The sequence below is a fragment of the Brevibacillus sp. AG genome (genome assembly GCF_028369215.1).
Taxonomy (GTDB): Bacteria; Bacillota; Bacilli; order Brevibacillales; family Brevibacillaceae; genus Brevibacillus; species Brevibacillus porteri.
Genome location: NZ_JAQMYO010000001.1, coordinates 151174 through 173603, shown reverse-complemented (window position 1 = coordinate 173603; position 22430 = coordinate 151174). Strand labels below are relative to the sequence as shown.

Annotated in this window: 12 protein-coding genes and 1 tRNA gene; 1 reads left to right on the top strand and 12 read right to left on the bottom strand. The window is 47.2% G+C overall.

Going from position 1 to position 22430, the window contains the following annotated elements:
• Window positions 1-23: 23 nt before the first annotated feature.
• A complete protein-coding gene (locus POF51_RS00650; protein WP_069844810.1) occupies window positions 24-311 on the bottom strand; it encodes a hypothetical protein in 288 nt (95 codons plus the stop codon).
• Between the two features lie 282 nt (window positions 312-593).
• Here POF51_RS00650 and POF51_RS00645 point away from each other — a divergent pair, with 282 nt between their 5' ends.
• Complete coding sequence (locus POF51_RS00645; protein WP_069844809.1) at window positions 594-1352, top strand: alpha/beta fold hydrolase; 759 nt, start codon at window positions 594-596, stop codon at window positions 1350-1352.
• A 107-nt stretch (window positions 1353-1459) separates the two neighbouring features.
• Here the strand turns inward: POF51_RS00645 and POF51_RS00640 are convergent.
• From POF51_RS00640 to edeI, 11 genes are all read right to left on the bottom strand, one after another.
• A tRNA-Gly gene (locus tag POF51_RS00640) sits at window positions 1460-1533 on the bottom strand.
• Between the two features lie 15 nt (window positions 1534-1548).
• Window positions 1549-1698 carry a hypothetical protein gene (locus tag POF51_RS00635; RefSeq protein WP_173623567.1) on the bottom strand — a complete coding sequence of 50 codons (150 nt, stop codon included), beginning with the start codon at window positions 1696-1698 and terminating at the stop codon, window positions 1549-1551.
• Window positions 1685-4744 carry a cyclic peptide edeine export ABC transporter EdeA gene (gene edeA, locus POF51_RS00630; protein ID WP_170831545.1) on the bottom strand — a complete coding sequence of 1020 codons (3060 nt, stop codon included), beginning with the start codon at window positions 4742-4744 and terminating at the stop codon, window positions 1685-1687. Before edeA ends, POF51_RS00635 begins: the two co-directional genes overlap by 14 nt.
• A gap of 154 nt (window positions 4745-4898) precedes the next feature.
• Window positions 4899-5660, bottom strand: coding sequence for a ParB N-terminal domain-containing protein (locus tag POF51_RS00625; RefSeq protein WP_244521691.1), 762 nt, complete (start codon window positions 5658-5660; stop codon window positions 4899-4901).
• A gap of 24 nt (window positions 5661-5684) precedes the next feature.
• Window positions 5685-6653 carry a 2,3-diaminopropionate biosynthesis protein SbnB gene (sbnB, locus tag POF51_RS00620; RefSeq protein ID WP_069844806.1) on the bottom strand — a complete coding sequence of 323 codons (969 nt, stop codon included), beginning with the start codon at window positions 6651-6653 and terminating at the stop codon, window positions 5685-5687.
• A 46-nt stretch (window positions 6654-6699) separates the two neighbouring features.
• Window positions 6700-7668: a 2,3-diaminopropionate biosynthesis protein SbnA gene (sbnA, locus tag POF51_RS00615; RefSeq protein ID WP_271753229.1), complete on the bottom strand. Its 969-nt coding sequence runs from the start codon at window positions 7666-7668 to the stop codon at window positions 6700-6702.
• Between the two features lie 66 nt (window positions 7669-7734).
• Complete coding sequence (locus POF51_RS00610; protein WP_017249063.1) at window positions 7735-7971, bottom strand: phosphopantetheine-binding protein; 237 nt, start codon at window positions 7969-7971, stop codon at window positions 7735-7737.
• 25 nt (window positions 7972-7996) lie between these two features.
• Window positions 7997-9040, bottom strand: a complete 1044-nt coding sequence (locus POF51_RS00605; protein ID WP_271753226.1) for a BtrH N-terminal domain-containing protein — start codon at window positions 9038-9040, stop codon at window positions 7997-7999.
• 43 nt (window positions 9041-9083) lie between these two features.
• Entirely contained in the window at window positions 9084-12449 is a 3366-nt protein-coding gene (gene edeG, locus POF51_RS00600) for an edeine polyketide synthase EdeG (protein WP_271753224.1), read from the bottom strand.
• A gap of 41 nt (window positions 12450-12490) precedes the next feature.
• Window positions 12491-13759, bottom strand: coding sequence for an ACP S-malonyltransferase (gene fabD, locus POF51_RS00595; RefSeq protein ID WP_271753222.1), 1269 nt, complete (start codon window positions 13757-13759; stop codon window positions 12491-12493).
• A gap of 16 nt (window positions 13760-13775) precedes the next feature.
• Entirely contained in the window at window positions 13776-22430 is an 8655-nt protein-coding gene (gene edeI, locus POF51_RS00590; RefSeq protein ID WP_069844801.1) for an edeine biosynthesis hybrid PKS-NRPS EdeI, read from the bottom strand.

Here is a 22430-nt window from a genome sequence, read left to right as displayed (position 1 = left end):
TTCCCTGTACACCCGTGATTCTTCTATTTTCGGTAGTAATATTTCGCCCATTCGTTGATGATTTGTTTTCTCGTCTTCGCCTTCACCTTAGGGACATCGCTTGTCTCCCAATCTCGAATAGCCTCTCGAAATGACTTGTAAAACCAGAAATCATTAATAATCCATGAGCAAAAAATTTTTCGATACATGCGTCCCGCATGAATGCCAGAGCTGTATCTTCTTACAGCCTTACTTGCTAACCGTTTTGCAAACTTTTTACTTGGTCCAGTCTTGTCCTTTACAACCGGGAACTTCTTATAACTTCTACTCATCACTAACCTCCTTTTTGGGAAGTTAATGACCGTAATTCATCTCCTTCATCGCACACCCTCCTTCGGGTTTATCTACATGAAAATACTCATGAACCACTTAAAAGTTTCGCTTGTTCCGTGAAAATAAAGTTTTAGACTAGAAAATCAAGTACTAGACTGATGGTAAATTATTCAACTAATGGGCAAGGCATCTCCATTGTTCATGAAAGTAAACTTTCAAAAAAGGGGATATTAAGTTATTTGTGGAAATTCACCTAATGAAAAATATCTGGAGGAGATAAAATGAGTGACATGGTAATAAATGAAACGAGTCAAAAACTCGACATAGGCGGAGTTAAACTATGTTTTAAATATTATGGTGAAATAAGTGATTTTCCAACGGTGGTTTTTGATTCTGGTTATGGGTGCACATTAAACTACTGGAGTTCCATTAGTGCTGAAATTTCAAACCAAACAAGGATGTTCATTTATGATAGAGCAGGTATAGGTGAAAGTGAAAGTGATGAGAGACCTCGACATAGTCAGCAAATCATTGAGAATCTTAGAAGCTTACTTCAGAAAGCAAACGTGTCCCCCCCTTATGTTTTAGTCGGGCACTCTTTTGGGGGATTGAATGTTCGACTATATGCAAGTACATATCCAGAAGAAGTTGCCGGAGTGATTTTATTAGATCCATGTCATGAAGATCAAAATAGAATCATGGTTCCTTTATTTTCGGAAGAAGTTCAGGCAGAGTACTATAGTCAGTTTGTTCTTGAAGGCTCTATTCAAGAAATTGAAGAAAGCTTTGATCAAGCTCGAAAATCTAAATCACTTGGTAACAATCCGCTCATTGTCGTATCAGGTACATTACAACCTCATCATAATCCTAAATCTATGTCTGCTTGGATTGCATTACATAAGGAGCTTACTAAATTATCAACCCGTAGTAAGCATATAATTGTTAAAAATGCCGGTCATGCAATTCATATTGATCAGCCCAATGTTGTAGTCGATATCGTTAAAGACATGCTACTTTTATGTAAAGCTCAAAGTAATTGAGGTCATTCGTTCATCAGTGTTTTCTTTGATCGGATCAGTCTAAAACTTATTTGAACAAACAAGAAAAGAAAAGCCTTTGTAAGCAAAGGCTTTTCTACCATTTCATATGGAGCGGGTGATGGGAATCGAACCCACGCCGCAGGCTTGGGAAGCCGGAGTTCTACCATTGAACTACACCCGCATGATGTTATCGCATTCATTCCAACTGCTTCCAATTATATAACTGTCTGAATTGTTTGTCTAGTACATCCAATCGAATGGAGCCGTGCCACTCATGCAAGAAAAGACCGCCGGGTATCATCCCCGTACGGTCTTCTCTGCATGCTTTGCCATCAGGCATGCGCAAGTGTTTGCTCCGAAATAATTCGCCCACTCTCCATTTTCACTACCTGATCAGCAAGATGGAAGTAGCGATCGTCGTGTGTGATCGCAATTACACATTTGCCCTGTCTTTTCATTTCTGGCAGCAAGGATTCGTAAAAGAATTGACGATATTCTGGATCTTGGTCAGCAGCCCACTCGTCAAAGAGGAAAATCGGCTGATCTCTGACCAGACTGAGCATTAAGGCAAGACGCTTACGCTGCCCCGTAGACAGCTTCGTCGTGCTAAACGTTCCCGTTTCATCCACTTCTACTTTGTCAGCGATGCGAAGCACCTCTAAATGTTTGCTCACTTCTTCTTGCTTTGCTTGGTAATCGATTCCATACATCTTCTCAAACAGATAGAAATCACTGAAAATCGCGGAGAAGAATTCGCAGCGTTGATCAGCATTCACTTTTTGGCCGTTCATGAAAAACTCGCCCTCATCTTGCTCATACAATCCGGTAATCAGCTTGGCAAACGTTGACTTCCCGCTACCGTTCCCACCAACAATGAAGACGATTTCCCCTTTTCGGCAGGAGAAGTCCAGCGGGCCTACGGAAAACTCTTCGCCCTCTTTGTTTTTGTATCGGAAACGCACCTGTTCAGTTGAAAATGTCTCAAAGTCTTGCGTGTTCCGCTCAGCCAAGCTTTCCTCTTCTCTTCTCGTTTCCACTGATAACGAATCAAGCAGCGCGTTCAATCTCTGCCAGCTGATCTTGATCCGAATCAGCTCCGGTACCGCATTCAAAATACCGTGAACGGGCCCTGTCATATACAGGAAGACAAACACATAACTAATCAGCATTTCTTTTTGCAGGGAAGGGAAGAGAACCGGGAATAAAAAGGCAACCGTACCGATTACCACGACGAATAGCAATTCCCCAATCAAATACACGTTCACAAATTTAAATTGGCCCGCTGATTTCTTATGTCGATAGTCAGAGCAGCTTCTTTCCATGTCTTCTTCGAATTCTTTTCGTTGCGCCTGCGTTAGATACAGCTCCTTGAAGCCCCCGATCATATCGGTAATATAGGAGAAAAACACATTTTGGATGTCTCTGGTTTCCTCCCATACTTTGTTTGCAAAGCGACCTGCCAGCGTATACAAGCCTACCGCCACAAAAATGACAGCCAGACAAAACAAAAATCCGTATAGATCCAGCGAGCCTAGATAAATGAAGCAAAACACGAGTGTAACCGCACTAGTTAGTGCCACAACGACACTATTGGCGAACGTACTAATCGTTTCCGTATCATTATTTAACCCCGCATATATTTCACCGTTATCAAGTGTCTCGTACTTTTGATAAGGGGTCCGAAAAATTTTGCGGATCAGTTCCATTCTTTTTTCGTATACGATTTCATTTGTGATCACAATCAATCGGCTACGCATCATTTTCTCCCCGACGATATACAACAAGATACCCAGGAGAAAATACAGGAAAATGGATGCATGAAACTTGTTTGTAGAAGTGAGCGCCAGATTGATCATAAAAATAATCAGCGCATTCCCAAATCCGCTGATCAGCCCCTGTATGACAATAGAGGTCATGGATGTTTCTTGCGATTTCGGGAACAAGCGGGTGAGTGTGATGTAGACATTAAACAGAACGAGTCCTGCCACCAATGCGTACATAGCGTAAAAAATGGTGATGGGAAGCCAAACCTCGATGAACGACCATGGTAAGCCCATAAAAAAAACATCTGGCAAGTAGTATAAGGCGGCTGTCAAAACACTTCCCATGACAACAAATGCAACGAAGGATGCCAGACAGATTCGCCCCGCATTCGCGGCGAGTTTTCGTTCGCCTCGATATACTTGCACGAAAATCTGCACGATCGCCCCACCAAGTACCAACAAAAGGATACCAAGGATCACGAGAGAAATGCTTGCCATACGATCCGCTTGAAGATTGGTGTCAGACACGACTAAGGGAGCTTCTTTGCCTAGTACGAGATTGACGGCCCCCTCTGCGATAACAGATGCGTTCAACGAGTTGATATTGGTCAAAACGACGGCGCCCAGCTTTTCCTCTGGACGAAATACCATGTACGAAGAAAATGCAGGGTTATTGCCGCCATGCGAAATTTGCCCTCCACCATCCTGATAAATCATCCAGCCTGATGCATACGAAAAACCATCTCCAGCAGGAGCTACCGAACGATCAGGAAGATGGGAAGCACGCACCAGCTCAGGACGAAATGCAGATGCCTCCAACCCCAACTGAATCTGCAACCATCGTTCCATATCGTTTAAATTGGAAACGACATAACCGGCTGGCGTATTTCCACGATATTCCGGTGCATCATACACGCGTGGGGAAAATAGTTCGATTTTGTGCCCTCTTGCCATCTCCGCCACGGGTGCCTGTGCCTTCAAAAAGGTATGGGTTAGTCCCAATTTAGCAATGACTTGTTGCTGCACATACTGTTCATAGGACTGTCCGGTAACTTTCTCGACCACATAGCCCAGGATATCGTAGTTAATGGTGGCGTATTCATACTCGGTCCCCGGCTGGCGAACCAGTTCAGTATGATTGATCGCTCGCACGGTTTCTTCGATTGCATTCTCACTGGAAGAAATAGGGATGGAGCCAATGCTTTCAAAAGGAATCCCACTGGTATGATACAGCAAATGCTTAATCAGGATCGGTTGCTGTTGTCCTTTATAGGTAACGCGAAACCACGGGATATAGCTCTGAACCGGATCGTCCAGCGAAAGTCGCTTTTGCTCGACAAGCTGGTGAACAGCTAGCGACGTAAAGGCTTTGGAGTTCGATCCGATTTCAAACAATGTGTCAGCAGTAACCCGCTCTTGCTTCTGGGTGTCAGAGAAACCAAACGATTGCTTGTAAATGGTTTTCCCCTCTTTGACGACCACAACAGCTGCACCCGGGATTTTTTCCGACTCCATGGTTTTATTGACTAGCTGTTCGATTGCCGTTGTGATTTCCGTATCCTGTCGAACGCTCGTTTCGGCGTACACGGGCATACTGCCGGAAAGTACGAGAACCAGACACATCAGCAAGAACCCTAGTTTTCGTCTCGACTCATCTATGATCTTTTGCAGAATGATCCACTCCTTTTTAGGCACTGCGTCTGTGGGAAAGACCGCAACCAGTACGTGATGTAATTGGGATTGGATAGAAACCGTGGCGAATCAAACTCGCCACGGTTTCCTATTACGCATCGCACATATACACGGGTTTCGAGTAGAGGCGCAAGGTTTCTCTCCATTTTTTAACCAATCGCTCCCACTGTTCTAGCTCGATTTGCTCCTGTTTCAATAGGCTAATCGGAATACACAAGTTTAATAGACGCCCATCTATTTCAAAACGGGTAACACCCGCAGGCAAAACATGCCCTTCCGATACGATACGCTCCAATTCTGCCAGACTGATTGGCGGGAATCGTATCAAGGCGGCTCCTGTTTCCGGCCATTCGAGCATCCCTGTGGGCAGACGATGTACCTGGTGGCTATAGTTGTAACTGTCCACTAATTGACGCCATAGCGTCATTCGCCACTCATCATCGTGCCGATTCTCATTTGGATACAGATAGAAGCGTTTCTTGTTCCCTATCTTCATTTCTGCCACAGGCGTTTCTCGTAAACGCTCTGTTTCCCATCGAAACACAGAATCTTGCTCCACTGATTGCAACCATGTAGCGACTGGCACAATATGATCCCACATATCCAAGTGAAAATCCTCATGCTCCACTACCTGTACGGGGATATGTTTGCACCCAAGCGCTTGAAGAGCAAAGGTCCGATGTGCACCATCAATGATCAAATACTGGCCGTTTTGCATGAGAATCGCCAGCGGAGGATGGCGCAAAATCCCTTCCTCCTCAATGATCTGTCTGGTCTTGTGTAGTCGCTTGTATTCATGTGACTCGTGCAAACAAATTCGAGATGACTCTACCAGTTTTAGATTTGCCAGCACATCGTACAAAATGGTAACCTCCAGTTAGTCTTGCAAGTGAGTTCCGATCCCCTGCGAGAGTGCTTGTTTGTAATAGTAGCCAGCAATGGCGATATCAAAAATCGCCATCCCCATCGGATTAAACATGATGGGCTCATCTTGTGGAAAGTCTTTCATCTGGTCAAGGCAGACGATATCTGTGATGGATTTGGTATCTTCTTTTTGCAACCCTCTCTCTAGATGCATGATCTCGATGTCCGTGTTCTCACGGCAAACTTCGATCCAGTCGTCTACGATAATGGAGCGGGTATAGTCGAGAATTTTTGGTGTAAAGTCGCGTAACGACACATTTAACAACAAGGAATGACGTTTTGGTTGCTTGTCAATAAAACCATGCGGTGATACCGTGCACGTAATGAACACATCTGCTTCGCAGTATGCTTCTTCCCACGTTTGCGCGATAACCGTTTTCTCTTTGATCTCAGCCGGAATATACTCCTGTTGGATACCTGCAATGTCATAGAGAACCACCTTGGTGATCTTCTCTCCTAACAAGGCCGTTACCATTTGCAGATGAAGTCTGCCAATCGGACCAAATCCGATAATTCCGACCGTTACATTTTGCAGGGGGCGTACTTGTTCGTAATGCTTGAGGAGAAGACCGGAAACAGAAGCAGTTCGAATGCCGCTGACCAGAGCCGTATTAATCGTTGCCACAGGCTTACCCGTTCTGGCTTCGTTCAGGATGGTAATCGAATGCGCGCGTTGGATACCCTCTTGGAGGTTTTTCGGGAAACTGGCAATCCACTTGATTCCCGCCATGTAGGTATCTCCGCCTACAAATGCTGGCATGGCAATAATGCGGTTTGACATGTCATGATATCGCAAATAAGGTTTAATCGGCTGCGCATAATCTTCCTTTTGTAAGGCATGCACAGCATGTTCAATTACATCAATGGTTTCCTTCCAATTCTTGCCGATCTTCTCGATATCACTCGTGTTTAGATATAACACCGTGCATCCCACCCTGCTTATCGTAGTAGATTTGATTAGACACTGCTTAATTGCCAACGAAAGAATGCTTTTGCTGGTGCAACCACTGAACCCATTCCTGGTTGTATACGGTATTGACATAGGGCATACCGCCGTCTGGGCATAAAAAGACAACATTTGGCTTGACTACGTGCTTTTGATCTTTGAAATACTTTTCAATCGCCCAGTAGGAAGTCCCAGAAGATCCTCCAGCAAAAATGCCATGCTCAGCGTACAGCTGATAGCAAGCCTTGACTGTGTCCTCCTCCGAGACATGGACGACCTCATCAATAATCGCGCCCTTAAGTATGTCAGGCCGCATGCTCGATCCAATTCCCGGGATGTATCGTTTTTGCGGCTCTTGTCCAAAGATAACGGATCCTTCTGTATCGACAGCAATGATTTTGATGTCTGGAAAACGTTCTTTCAATCGCTGCGAAATTCCAGTAATCGTGCCGCCAGAGCTAACGCCGATAAAAGCATAGTCCAATGTCTCGAAGCTGTCTGCGATCTCGGCTCCCAGTCCGTAGTAATGGGCTCTGGCGCTATCGGGATTTCCGTACTGATTGGTCCAGAACGAGTTATTCGTCTCATTCAGCAGGCGATTGACCGTTTGGATGCGCGTTAGGAGAAATCCTCCTGTCTCGTCACGGTCCGTTACTTTTACGACCTCATGGGAAAATGCCCTGAGCAAGTTCTCGTAGACGGGATTGATGTTTGGATCGATGACTGGAATAAATTTAATTCCGAGTCGCTTGCACAAAGTCGCCAATGCGATAGCAAAGTTTCCCGAAGAAGATTCGATTACAGTAGTTTCCTCCGTGATCTCTCCTCTTTTGATCGCCTCCTGTAATATGTAAAAGGCCGGCCTCACTTTTACACTTCCCATGAGGTTGTTGTATTCCAGTTTGCAAAACAGATTGATGTGCTCATGCTCAAGTTTGTTTAAAGGCGTATTGCCAATCATGTGACTTATGGCCATCATTTTTGTTAGCATATTGAGCCCTCACTCCCGATTTTTCCCGTCTTCGTCCGATCGACTATATACATATTGGCCCTTCGATCAAGCAGATTTTTCATCCATTTTTTGCTGGATGTAACCTGCCAAGGTTTTCATATCTTGAAAGTTTTCCAAATGGAGCATGTCATCATCGAATTCAATGCCAAACTCCTTTTCAACCTTTACGACCGACTTGATAAAGGTCAATGAATCAATGTACTCCGTAAGTTCTCCGCTTTCGTTCACGTACTCAGAAAACAACCGGAGGAGCGTCTCGTATACTTCGTTTTCCCTTTCCATAGGAGTCCCTCCAAGTGGTAGATGCTTACACAACAACGCCAACTCGTTCCAGTACTTCTCTTGTTTTAACGACCGCTTCATATTCCTGCGTTTGTATGCTGCTGATTTTTTGGAGAACGCGATGAACCATGTCACTGCGATTACTGTCAAAAGCCTTAAGAATCATATTGGTCGTAATTTTCCATTGATGTCCGATACTGCGATACTGCTCGGCAAGTTCTCCGAAGTTTTGGTACTTCTCACTGATCACCTGCAGGACATTCGCGTACATCGCTCGTGTTTGGGCCATGCTGATCAAGCTGTGGTTAAGGATATCGAGATGATCGTCTGTAATCTCCACTCTGCTAGCGAGAAAAGCCTCTACGTCTTTGAGAAAAGGATCAAGCGATTTCAACCCAACCTCGACGTTGACATCGTCGGGTACATCCAACTCCCGCTTGATTTGACTTACTTCGCAACGACCCTCTAGTACGCTGAGATTGCTCCTGACTGCTTCTATCAACTGATCGGGCGTCGGATGCAGGGAATCGGAAAGTACCAATTCAAATGAACGATTGTGGAGTGGATACCATTCACCTGTACCTGCATCCCGATAGGAAGAGTTACTAGCCTGTAAAAATTGCTCGATGGGCAACAGTCCTTTGTAGCGGTAGTAATCATCGACGATCAGAAGCTGGTTATCTTCTCTTCCTGTGACAATGATGCTATGCATTTCTGGCAGGTCCTGATAATAAGGGTTGTACGGGAGTTCTGCCATATTGCAGAGGACGATTGTCGGTACCTCCCGTTCCAAACGATCTTGTATATTTGCCAAAAATAGGTCGTCTTCCGGTTCAGCCCGTCCTTCTACGCGGATATTGTGAATCCACTTCAACTCATCGACTGTTCTCATGTATTGACCGTTTATATCTCCATAAGGCGAATCCTGCGTTTTAAGATAGATGGCACCGCACTGCTTCCATGCTGTTTCCAAGGCGGAAAAGTTCAGGTATTTCAGAACCGTGTAGATAGAAGCACCGATGCAATCCAGGTTCGGATGCTTGCTCGGTTGAATCTCGGTGAGTGACATGAGCACTCTCCTTCCTGTCTATCGTAATGGTAAACACATGCGACTATCGGATATCCGAATCACGTTCTCGCAAGGCAAATACTTGTTGCAAAAATTGACTAGTGAGAGACCTCACCTTATCGACAGCAGCTTCCATATCGGATCGCTTCAACATTTTTTCTTTGTATAAGCTAAGAGCATAGCGATTCACCACGTGATTGGATGCCTGCAAAATCTCCTCCGCCATTTCGCGTACAGACTGATCCGCCTGTGGTATGTACCAGTCCACTAATGTTTCCATCCACAGTTCTTTCCCGCCTAATTCAACGTAGAGCTCGTTTAAATTGGCTTCATGAAAATAGTTGTCTGGCTGCTCCGTTAGTGACAGCAACAGCGTAAGCTCACGGCCAACTTGCTGTTTACTCTCGACCGCTTTTAGTAAACACAGCAACTCCTGTTCCGCGCTGGTACGCAAGATTGCTTCGTCATCTGTAACGCGATCGAGCACCATGATCAGCCGTGATTGCGGCTCTAAATTCGTATAAATCTCCTCAAGCGTTTGATACGTGGTGGAAAATTTATCGTACTGGATTCGTTGAGCTTGCCCTCGAGTCAAATGATTGTGATTGATGATCGTATAAACCTGCTTGTCATGGTCATAGCCAGTGATAACAGTGAGATGATCGGTATGTTCCTTCTGGTATTGCGGCGTGTAAAAGGTGTAGTACTCGTCAAATGCAACCATTACGGGCTTGCCTTGATCCAACTGGTGTATGATCGACTCATGCAATTCATCCAGACGAGCGACAGGCACGAGTTTGACTCGATAGCCAAATTTGTAAAGCATCTCCTCATCCGACAAATATCCCATAACCTCAGCATGCTCCCGATACGAATAGGGGTACCCCTCAGCATCAAGCTGATAGCCGCGCTTCAACCCGAGAAAAAGCTTAAAATACGGAATCAGATGGGCATCCTGCTCCTCCATTAATAAAGCGAGACCGCGATCATAACAATTCCATTGACGCCAGGATAAATGACTGACATCGGCATACGAGCTGCGTTTGATTTGCGTACCATGCAATGATTTTGTGTTTCGTTGTTGAACCGTTTGGACTGCAGTAGCAGCTGCCTCTGCTTTCGCAACCTGTTCTTCTTCATGCCCAGCCACATCGAGATAGGCAGCAAAATCGGAAATCGTCAAATGGGTAAGCAGGTCTTGTACTTCTACTTCTCGGTTCATCCGCTTTGAGATTTCGCTGATCATTCTAATCGCGATGATCGAGTCCCCGCCCAGCTCGTAAAAATTGTCATGGACATCTACTTCTTCAAGCCCCAGAACATATCCCCAAATGTGCGCCAGCTCTTGCTCTAAAACGGTGTAGGCATCCTGTTTTCTCCCACGTACCACCACGTTTGGGAGCTTTGCTTCTCCAGATTTTTGCGGTGCAACATTGTCTTTTTCTCTCCCGGCATCCTTGTCAAAAGAATGAAGAGAAGAGATGTCCAGCCAACAACGCTTACGCTCAAACGGATAAACAGGGAGGTGCACGCGGCGCGGCTTTTTAAACGTATACATGGCACTCCAGCGTACATCTGCCCCACTCACATACAATTCGCCGAGCTCTTTCAGATCAGATAACTCTTTGCTCTGCGCCAATAAAAGCTTTTGCAAAAGTGCATTAGCTGCCTTATTCATCGCTTGTTGTTCTGCCTCAGTCAGTATCCCAGGCTCTCTATCCGCTTTTTCCTGCGAGATTACCTTGTGCCAGCCAAAGAAAATATCTGGTTCAGAAAGTGTTGTCCAGTCGCTCGCGCACAACTTGGAGATTTTTGTAAAAAAATCATCCATGCCCCTGCAAATCAGCAGCAAGCGGTAGCCGTGGTGACTACGGCCCGTATTTGCCGTAAAGCTGAGACTTTTCAATGTCGGCAGTTCCTCCACAGGCTTGCTGGTCCACTTCTGAAAGCGGAGCAACAGGTTGAGCAAGCTCTCCTTGCTTTTAGCGGATAAAGCGATTGCCTGAAACCCTTCGTCTTGCTTGGGAGGCTGAATGAATGGTGCTTCCTCTACTACGAGGTGCACATTCGTTCCACTCATCCCAAACGAACTGATTCCAGCCCGTCGCACACTTTGCTCTGGTTCCCACTCTGTTAATGTGTCATGGATGTAAATGGGAGATTGTTCAAAAGGAATCATCCGATTCGCGCGCTGAAAGTGCAAATGCGGAGGTATCTGCTTTTGTTTTAGAGACAGGATCACCTTGAAAAGACCAGCCATACCTGCTACGTGGTCGGTGTGACCGATGTTCGTTTTTACCGAGCCGATCCCGCAAAATTGGCGACGGTTTGTGTAGGGGCGAAACGCTCTCTCCAACCCGTCCATCTCCATAGGATCACCCAGCTTAGTGCCTATGCTGTGCACCTCGATATAGGAAAGGGTTTCGGGGTCAATCTGCGCGTCTTTCCATGCCTGCTGAATCACTTCGGCTTGTGCCAATGAATTAGGCGCCGTAAGCCCGAAAGAATGGCCGTCTTGATTGGCGGCGCTTCCCTTGATCACGGCATAAATCGAATCCCCGTCTGCAAGAGCCTTTGCCAACGGTTTTAGCAAAACGGCGCCAACGCCTTCACCGACACCTGTACCGTCTGAATCATTGTCAAAAGGGCGAGTACGCCCAGATTGCGATAATATTCCCAAATCATTGCTTCCATCTTGTAAAGACAGCAAGATGAGCTTGACACCGCCGGCCAGCGCCATCTCACATTCTCCTCGACGAATTGCTTGGCATGCCAGATGAACGGCCATCAACGATGAGGAGCAGGACGTATCCACAAGCATGCTCGGACCTTTGAGATCCAACAGGTAGGAGATGCGAGAAGCGATGACCGATTTCATATTGCCAATGATTGAGGTGGACAGCGCATCTGGTTCCAGCTCTCGAATCATTCGTCTATACTCTTCACCAAAATCACTGCTAAACCCCAGATATACACCTGTACGGCTGCCAGCGAGCATCGTTCCACCATACCCCGCGTCCTCAATCGCCTCCCAGCATGTCAGCAAAAATAAGCGCTGGTTCGGGTCCATCTGGCTGGCTTCCTTCGGAGAAAGACCGAAGAATTGCGGATCGAATTTATCAATTTCATTCAGGTAGGCAGCTTCTCGAAATTGAATTTGTTCCATCGTCAAGCCTTTGGCGAGTAACAAAGGAATCAAATCGTTCTGGCGCTCTCTGGGAAGCTCTCGCACACAATCTTGACCAGCTTGCAACAGACGCCAAAAGTCTGCCGGGTTTTCTGCGCTTCCGAATCGGCAAGCAGCACCAATCACCGCAATATCGTGTGAATTGGGTTTGCTGTCTGTTGAATGAGCATCCGTCTGCTGTTTATTCAGTTTGACTCGGTTCAGTCCTAATGGCTTGCTCACTGCATTCTTCCTCCTTGGTTCCTCTGCTCGCCTGGTTTGGCTTAGCTAGCTTGCCATTCGTTGCCGATCTCAGGAAATCGCTGTTGCAAGTCCGATTTGCTGGTCAGCTGATCAAAGCGCATGGCTTGTTCCGCGTCAGGAGCTTTTTTTGTTTGGAAGATCAAACGAAGCAGAGAAAAAGCTTCGCGTACATCTCCATAGCCCCCCTCTTTTTCTCCTTGTTCCAGCTGTTGTCTCAGTTGTTGTAGCGCTTGATAGGGAGCGATCACCCCTTGCTGGTACGCTTCTTCATCAAGACCGCGATTTTTCGTGCAAACAGCAATCGCAATGCAAGAATCGACCAGTTGGGCAATTGCTGCTTGATTACGCGCTTTGGCATCCTGAAGCTCTTGCTGATAACGATTGATCTCCCCCTGCTTGTCAAAGGCAAAGGCGCGAAGGGGATATCCTTTGGCCAAATTTGTCAGTACATTTTTAGGGCCGAGCTCAATTACGATATTCGCTCCCTGTTTTACCAAGTAATCCATCGTAGATTGCCAGCGAACAGGGCTGGTTGTCTGTGCTATGAGCAAATCGACAAGTTGATCAGCATGGACATAGGGTTGTGCTGTCACATTGGAAATCACAGGCCATTTGGGATCGCAATACGTGTATCGCTTCAGTTCTTCATGTAATTGTTCGGCTGCTTGCACCATGAGTGGCGAATGGAAAGGCGCACTCACCTTGAGGCTGACTACGGAAGTCGATCCATGCTGCTTGCACGCTTCTTCTACTTGCCGCACCGCATGTGCATGTCCGGAGATGACGATTTGATCAGCGGAGTTATGGTTGGCGACCACGACGATCGCATCGTCACGAGAATGTTCCCGACAAATCTCCTCGACAAGTTGAGCATTCAACCCAAAGATTGCTGACATCGCTCCGACACCCTGCGGTGTGGCCGCCTGCATGAACTGACCTCGGCGATAGACAAGGCGGACGGCATCTGCAAACTGGATGGCACCGGCACAAGTCAGGGCCGTAAACTCGCCCAGACTGTGACCAGCCACCCACTTCGGTTCGATGTTCATTTCCTGTGAATAAACGCGGAAGGCTGCGACACTTGCCGTCAGGATTGCTGGCTGTGCATGCTCTGTTTTGGTCAGTTCTTGTACATCCCCTGCAAAACAAAGGGTTTGCAGGTTAAATCCAAGCGCATCACTTGCTTCTTCAAAGGTGCGAGCGGCAATGGGATGGGCCTCACATAATGCTTGGCCCATTCCAACATATTGCGAACCTTGTCCCGGGAATAAGAGTGCGATTTTGTCCATTTTTGATCACCCTTCTCTACGTCATGTATTCATTCACTAGCATCCTGAGCAATTGCTGGTAATCCTGAGTCATCTCCGTGACTTTTTCTGCGCGGAGGCAATCTGGGTCGAATGCACACACGATATCAATCACGTCTTTTCCTTCCTTGATCCAGAAAGTAAGCTCATGTTCAAGGTGTGTGAATGATGCATCTGTAAACTCATTAACACTGCCGAAGAATGGAATAATGGTTCCGTCGTTGCGATCCGTCCGCAATTTTTTTAGCCACAACGAGGCTTCTCCCGTCATTTTCTCGATGAACTGTCGCTTCTGCTGCACCTGCTTGAATAGATCGAAGAAGGTATTGACCTCTGACATGTTCACCCGGAATGGATAGGCAATCATCTGCAGCTCCTTGGCGACAGCCACTTCCATATAAAGATCCTGCTGTCCTGTCAATTCAGCCATGAGGTATAGATACATCGAAAGCAGGACGTCTCTAACCTCAACAGCCTCCATTTGACTTACCTGCTGCACATTTTCAAACAGATCATCCGTAAGTGAGAATTGGACCCAGTTTGTGTCCGAATTCGCTTCTCCACTAGCCCAATACTGAGACGGCAACTCTATCAGCGAGACACGATCCAACTCCTTCAACCAATAAGTGGTCGTATCGGTTTCCTCTTGTTCATCTGCTACATCTAAAGCGGTGTTCTTCAAAAAGTTGGTTAGGCCAAACAGCGTAGGATGGGCGAACAAATCGGCAATTCGAACCCGTCCAGGGTAAAGCTGTTCAAGCTTGGCATGAACTTGCACCAGTAAAAGCGAATTACCGCCTATGTGGAAGAAGTTATCCTGCATACCAACCGTTTCACGCTTAAGCACTTCCCGCCAAATGTCAGCCATCTGTTCTTCCAGTCTGGTAGCAGGAGCTTGATATTCGGTGTGCTTGTCTTGAAGGGCATCAGGCTCTGGCAATGATTTGCGATCCAGTTTTCCGTTTGGTGTCAGCGGCCACACACTCATATGCGTATAGAAATGTGGAATCATGTAATCGGGTAAACTTTTGCTCAGCATCGCTCGCAATTCATCGCTGTCCAACGTTCGAGTTGCCATATAGTACGCAGCCAGGTAAGGATCGCTAGCGGTATCTCGCACACTGACTACCGCTTCCGTAATATCCGGATGCTGGCAAAGGGCACTTTCAATCTCACCTAATTCGATGCGATAACCGCGTACTTTGCACTGAAAATCGGATCGTCCCACATATTCAATACGTCCATTCGGCAGCCATCTCGCGAGATCACCTGTTTTGTACATGCGTTGACCAGGTTTAAACGGATGAGGGATATAGCGCTCAGCCGTCAGTGTTGGCTGACCGAAGTAGCCTCTCGTTACCCCATCCCCTGCAATGTAAAGATCGCCAGTGATCTTCATCGGCTGCACTTGCAGATGCTCATCGAGGATGTAGACTTGTGTATTGGGCAAAGGTGCGCCAATCGTTACTTCCCCTGCGTCGGTCAAGTCCTGCACCGTAGACCAAATCGTTGTTTCCGTCGGACCATACAGATTGTAAAGTCTCGCCTTGGTCTGTGTGCGAAGCCGTTGGAACAAAGTCGCCGAAAGGGCTTCTCCTCCAAGCAGGATCGCTTTCAGGCAGTCAAGTGCGTGCAAGTTGCTCTTCTCTTCCAGCATGAGCTGTAAACGGGATGGCGTCAGTTGAAGGAAAGTGATTTCTTCCTGCAAAATCAACTCCTTGAGCACTTGCGGGTCTGCTTGTTGTTCTTCCGTTGCAATGACTACGGTCATCCCTTTTGTCAGCGGTACAATCGTTTCAAGCAGAAAAATATCAAACGAAATCGTTGTCACAGCCAGCATTTTGTCTGCGCTGGCAAAATCGATGTGTTCCCCGATCCCTGAGCAGAAGTTCATCAAATTGCCGTGCTCAACCATAACGCCTTTAGGCTTGCCTGTAGAACCCGATGTGTAAATGACATAGGCGAGATCGTCAGGTGTAGCCTGTGGCGGAAGATTGGAGTCGTCTTCCATCTCCAACCGAGAATCATTTACGTCCACTCGGACAACACTTCCCCACTGCTTCTCTGCCAGAGAATCGTGGGTTAAAACGAGACGAGTCATGCTATTTTCCAAAACGTAGGAGATACGTTCTTCTGGATATTGCGGATCAATCGGAACAAACGCAGCCCCTGCTTTCAAGATCGCCAAGAGTCCGACCATCATTTCCACAGAGCGATTCGTCAAAAGGCCCACGCAAGTATCAGCAGTGACGCCGTGTTGCTTGATCAAACGAGCTACTTGGTTTGCCCGCTGATTTAATTCCGCATAGGTGACTTTCTTATCTCCGCATGTGACAGCTAACACGTTCGGCTGTGTTGCCACTACTTCTTCAAAGAGCTGGACGACTGTTTTTTCACGAGAGTATTCCAAACTCGTGTCATTCCATTGCTCTATCAGAAGTAAGCGTTCTTCTGCTGCCAGCATGGACATCTTGCCGATCAACTGTTCAGGATCTTCCACCATCTGCTCCAGAATCTTCTGGAAGTGTGTGGACATCGACTCGATCGTCTCTTTACTGAACAGCTTATTGCTGTATTCGATATCGACAATCAGGCGCTGTTCTCGCTCAATGATGTCAAAGGTCAGATCAAACTGGGCAGAGCGCTGTTCAAATGGATATGGAGAGAGCGTCAACCCATTTGCACTCATGCTTCCCTTCGCATCGCCGGTATTTTGCAAAATGAACATCACATCAAACAGTGGGTTGCGCGCCGTATCTTTGGGCAGCGTCAGACGATCAACCAGCATTTCGAACGAATAATCGGCATGAGAGAGCGCCGCCAGTGCCCGTTCTTTTACTTCCTGAAGGAAATCTTTCACGGTTCGATCGCTTCGCGGGAAGTTTCTCATCGCCAGTGTGTTCAGAAAGACACCAACGATGTTTTCCAGGTCCGCATGATGACGGCCAGCCACTGGCGATCCAATGATAATGTCTTCTTCGCCAGCGTATTTCGACATCGTAATGGTGAGCGCTCCCAGTAGCGTCATGTACAAGGTTGAACCATTGTTTTTTGCCAGTGCCAGTATCTTCTCTGTCATCTCTTGAGGAATCTCAAAGGTCAGGACATCTCCCTCAAAGCTCTGGACGGACGGTCGAGGGTGGTCCGTAGGCAGATTAAGCACAGGAAGTTCTCCATCTAGCTCTTTTAGCCAGAATTTCTCCTGAGCGGCCAATACCCCATTGCCCAGCTGCTCTGTTTGCCACACGCTGTAGTCTTTATATTGAATCCGCAGCTCGGGCAACTCGAGCCCCTGATACAATTGGAAGAACTCGCGGATCAAAATGTTGATGGATACACCATCGGAAATAATGTGATGCATGTCGAACAGCAACAAGTGTTTGTTGACATCCATGCGAATGAGCATACCGCGAACAAGCGGAGCTTTTGACAAGTCAAATGGTCGAATGAATTGTTCGACTGTTTTCTTTGCCTCGTTCTCGTCGACTTCACAATACGCCAACGTAAAATCTACGCTTGGTTGAACGGTTTGCATCAAAACTCCATCCACGATGGAAAATGAGGTGCGCAGCGACTCATGACGCTGCACCAGCGAGACAAATGCACGTTCGAAGGCCATTCTGTCCAGCTCGCCTTCAAGCATCATGACTGTAGGGATGTTGTAGGCAACTGCCCCTTCCTGCATTTGTTCCAATACATAAATTCTCTGCTGAGACGATGTGGCGGGATAAGCTTCCCGATAATCTGCTACAGGAATCGCTGACACAGCTGATTCTTCATTCGGAGCCAGTAACACAGCCAATTGACGGATTGTCGGAGTCTGAAACAGGTCGGTGATTGTCATCTCTTTTTGCAACTGCTTGGTGACACGGGAAACGATACCGATTGCCAAAAGAGAATCGCCACCCAGCCTGAAGAAGTCGTCGTCAATGCTCAATTCGGAGTAACCCAGCACATCGGACCAAATCTGACCCAAGGCTTGCTCCAACAACGTGTAGTGATCGCCTTCCTCCCTGCCAGACAAAACAACACGGTTTTGTATGGTCACTGCGGATGGTACTTCGCGTTCTTTATGAGATTTCACGCTTGCAAAGATCGTGTCTCCGAGCTTTACTTTCAGCGACGGTGCCCATTCCTTCAGCACTTGCAAATCAAATTGTCCAATGATCAAATGCTCAGTTTGGCAAGACAGCGATGCATCAAAGGCCTGAAGCGCTCCATCCATTGGCATGTAACCGATAAAACCAGGACCTGTTATGCCTTCAAACGCATACCAGTTCAAAGCGATCGTTGGTTTTCCCGTTCGGTTGCGAGCTGCACTATAGGCATCCAGGAAGCAGTTGGACGAGACATAGTCACTGCCAGTCGCTCCACCCCAAATCGAAGCAAGTGATGAGAAGATCACAAAGAAATCCAGATGCTCCGGTTCAGCTATTTGATCGAGTATGACTGTGCCCGCCATCTTCGCTTTCAAACCATTTTGAAAATGGGAAAACGACTTCGTCTGAATCGTCTCGAAGGTGATATGCGCCGCGGATTGGATAATACCGTTGATCGGTCCGTAGCGGGCGCGGACTTGCTCGGAAATATCCTCCATCTGCTGACGGTCGGACACGTCGGCTGCGTAGCAGACTACCTGCGCTCCCATTTCCTCTAGCTCAATCAGTTCTCTCAACTTTCGTGCCTCAGCAGCACTGCAGTCTGGATGCTGTAAACGCTCCTGCCACTCGTGGTTAGGTGGAAGTGGAGAACGATTAATCAGCACGAGCGTCACATTTTTTTGAGCGGCCAGATGCTTACTAAATGCCAGTCCCAGTTTTCCGGTACCTCCGGCGATCAAGTAAACGCCATTTTCACGTATCTCTACAGGCCGTTTCGGAATTTGATCGATATCGCAGCGATTCATTTCTGGTACGATGCGATTTCCTCTATAAGCCACCAAAGTGTCATCCCGATTGCAACGAATTTCCGCTAGAAGCTGACCAGCCAACTGCGATGTTGAACGCCCCTCTGTTGCGAGATCCAGGCTAAAGCATTGCAGTTTTGGATTTTCCTGCGAGATAACCTTGGCAAGACCGAACAAGGGAGCCTTTTCTGGAAAAACAGGGCCGTTGTCATCTACTGCTTGTGCGTAGTTCGAAACGATCCGTAAATCTAGCACCTGCTTCAGATCCAGCTCAAGCAACGCTTGTGTTAAATGGAACAGACTGTAAACGCCAAGATGTTGCGCTGACTCCAGAGCTTCAAGCTCTCCGAGACCATTTGGCTGTTGGACGCCCGAGGTCAAGCTCCATAAGTGGATAATCCCAGTCAGCTTTTCCTTTTTGTCCCCGAGTCTCTCGAACACACGCCGCAGATCTTCTGGCTGGCTGGGGTCTAGGATAAACTCGTGGGAAGAAACGGAGGCAAAAGCTTCACCACTGCGAAGTATGAACACTTCATGTCCTTCCGATGCCATCGCGTCAGCAAGAGTTTCTCCTACACCGCCTTCATCTTGAAACACTAACCAGATCCCTGAACGCTGGGACTGATGATTGGTTGTTAGCTCTTTCGTTTGCCAATTGATCTGGTAGAGCCACTCTCGATACTCTTGTGGCGTATATGCTGAGTGCCCGACCAATAACGCTGAATCAGACAGATCAAGCAGCGCTGTTGACGACGGATACATGGCAACCGATTGATAGTTCGTATCCCGAAGAGCCTTTTCCCAGCGTGAGGCATCCATCAGTCTGGATTGGTGTCGCAGATCGGTGTCTTCGTACTGCCACCAGTCTGCGGCAAGCCCCCCGATCACATTTGCCGTTGAACGATTTTTCACGAGCTCAATCGCAAACAGCACGCCCTGCTCTGCAAGCAACTGATGCAAAATCGATAAGGATGCCCGAACATCCTTCGTCTTGTGTATTGCATTATTAGCGATAATCACATCGTATGCGTGTAGATCGAATCCTTGTTCGGCTGGGGCCTTCTCCATGTTGAACAGGCGGAACTCCACAAATGGATACACTTCTTTGCACTCTTTTTCTGTCTCATCGAGAGTCCCTTGGACACTATCCGTAAACAGATAAGTGACTGCTTGATTTTCAATCTTCGGCAGCAAGAGGCGTGCAAGACTGCTTGAACCGCCTCCAACCTCCAGAATACGGACAGGACGGCTAAACGAATGGATGTATTGGGCAATTGTTTCCACTGCCATAAGTCCAGAAGGGTTTCCAAGAGTAATGCGATCCGCATACAGCTTGCAAAAATCAGAAGTATTGTCCGACATAAGTACGTTCTGCCCTGTCATGATGGTTGAGTAATGGGCAAAACACGCTTTTAATTGGGTGAACGTCTCTCGCTCATTCGGATAACGATCCAGACAATCCTGATAAAACGTTTCCGCATCGAGACCCTCTGCTTGAGCAGCAAGTCGATATGTTCCTGCAACTTGTTCAACAAGGGACGCTTGAACGACGAGCCCAAGCATGAGTTGGAAGAGGTGTTCATTCCTTCCATAAAACCTTACAGCTTCACGCAATTCTTCCAGCGTATACGTTTGACTCTGCTTGTGGAAAACGCCCAGTTGATTGAAGCATTCAAGCGATGACAAGCCGGAATAAAAAGTCTCATCCTCTTCCAAGCCTGTTTGCTTTTGGACATTCACCTGATTCAGTAAAGTTTCCCCAAACGTAAAGAAGGTGGAAGCAATTTTATGAACATCAGCAGTTGCGTTCTCATGTGCCGCCTCAGAAGCTACAGCAGCGGACCGCTCAATTGTTTCGCTTACAGGTTGATCCGATTGCACCCAGTGGCGGGTTTTGGCAAAGGAATAGGTTGGCAAAGGTACTTTTTTCCATTTAACTGGACGGTAGTATTCATGCCAATTGATTGGCACCCCTCGCACATACTGTTTCGCCATTTCTACTGGGTCAGAGCTGTCTAATTGCATGCTGATCGGCAATGAACTTTCACCACGGGAATTCAATACCCCGTAGAACACCTGGTTCCCATCAACAAGCGGAGCACCGTCCTCCATCCGTTTTCCCGCGCACAGGCCATGGATCTTCTGCAAAAGGTCCTCTTTGCTGTTGATAATAAAGGCAAGGCGATACCGATAGTGTCCGCGCCCAGTATTAGCAGTAGCGCACATATCAAGAAGGGAATGCTCAGAAGGCGCTGATAAAAATGCTTGGTATTTCTCAAGCAAATCCCATAGTGACTCACTTGTCTTGGCAGATAACGTAAATAGGTAATTGCCAGATTCTGAAACGGCTGTCGCCTCGCGCTTAGGAGGCTCTTCCAATATGACGTGGGCGTTTGTCCCGCTCAGGCCGAATGCACTTATGCCGGCTCTCCTCACAGGTTGGTCAGCCTCTACATCCCAAGCCTTTAGCACATCATTTATATAAACAGGCGAATCTATAAAAGGAATTAAGGTATTCGGACGTTTTACATGCAGCGTCGGCGGAATCTGACGATGCTTCATCATCAAAGCCGTCTTAATGATCCCAGCTACACCGGATGCCGCTATCGTGTGCCCGATGTTGCTTTTGACCGAGCCTATTGCGCAAAATTGCTTACGTTTTGAAACTTTCTGAAAGGCATGCATGATCCCCTCAATCTCGACAGGGTCGCCTAATCTGGTCCCGGTCCCATGTGCCTCAATGTAGGAGATGCTCTCCGGATTGATTCGCGCCCGCTCCCACGTTGTTCGCAACAAAGCAGACTGGGAAATCGCATTGGGCGCTGTAATACTAGTAGAACGGCCATCACAATTGACCGCTGTGCTTTTGATCACGGCATGGATATAGTCGTTGTCCTTGACTGCTTGATCGTATGACTTCAAAAGAACAGCGCCAAGACCTTCTCCCCATACTGTTCCATCAGCAAAGTCATCAAATGCTTTGGTTTTGCGTTCTACAGATACGATGCCAAAATCAGTATCTTGTTGAATCGGAAACAGGGAAAGGTTCACTCCACCTACGAGAGCCATTCGACAATCGTTATTTCCAATGGCCTGACATGCTTGGTGCAGAGCGACCAAGGAGGAAGAGCAAGATGTATTAATCAGTTGGCTCGGACCTGACAGATTCAGCAAATAGGAAATTCGTGAAGCAATAATTGCTGCAACGTTGCCAGCCAGCGAGGACGAATCAACGTTTTTCAGCACACGCTGGTATTGTGATTCATTGTCACAATATCCCAGAAATACGCCTGTAGGAGAACCGCTGATCATCTTCTCGCTATACCCGGCATGTTCAAATGTTTCCCATGCCAACTCGAGAAACATCCGTTGATAAGGATCCATGGTTCGAGCCTCTGCAGGTGATATCTCGAAAAACGCATGATCAAATAAATCCACGTGATCGAGATAACCCATCCGCTCATACGTAAAATCTGTGTCGTTAAAAAATTCTCTCGCTACCCTCTCGACATCTGGACGCCTTGCAGCAGGGATATCACTGATTGAATCGTGCCCCTGTTGCAAATTGTTCCAGTATTCTTCGAGGCTGCTGGCTCCGGGAAAACGACAAGCCATACCGATGATCGCGATATCTTGGCGAGTGTTTACGTTGGCAGAGGACAGTTCTTTCAGCAAAGGAAGTGCTTCCTTCTCTTGCAGTCGATGAGCAGCCACTTGCTGCAAGATGTATTTTTTTAGCAAACTCAT

Coding starts and splice junctions, on each gene's coding strand:
- POF51_RS00610 (WP_017249063.1), bottom strand. CDS start 7,971: ATGGAAAGGGAAAACGAAGTATACGAGACGCTCCTCCGGTTGTTTTCT.
- edeI (WP_069844801.1), bottom strand. CDS start 22,430: ATGAGTTTGCTAAAAAAATACATCTTGCAGCAAGTGGCTGCTCATCGA.
- POF51_RS00650 (WP_069844810.1), bottom strand. CDS start 311: ATGAGTAGAAGTTATAAGAAGTTCCCGGTTGTAAAGGACAAGACTGGA.
- fabD (WP_271753222.1), bottom strand. CDS start 13,759: ATGGACAAAATCGCACTCTTATTCCCGGGACAAGGTTCGCAATATGTT.
- sbnA (WP_271753229.1), bottom strand. CDS start 7,668: ATGCTAACAAAAATGATGGCCATAAGTCACATGATTGGCAATACGCCT.
- POF51_RS00645 (WP_069844809.1), top strand. CDS start 594: ATGAGTGACATGGTAATAAATGAAACGAGTCAAAAACTCGACATAGGC.
- POF51_RS00605 (WP_271753226.1), bottom strand. CDS start 9,040: ATGTCACTCACCGAGATTCAACCGAGCAAGCATCCGAACCTGGATTGC.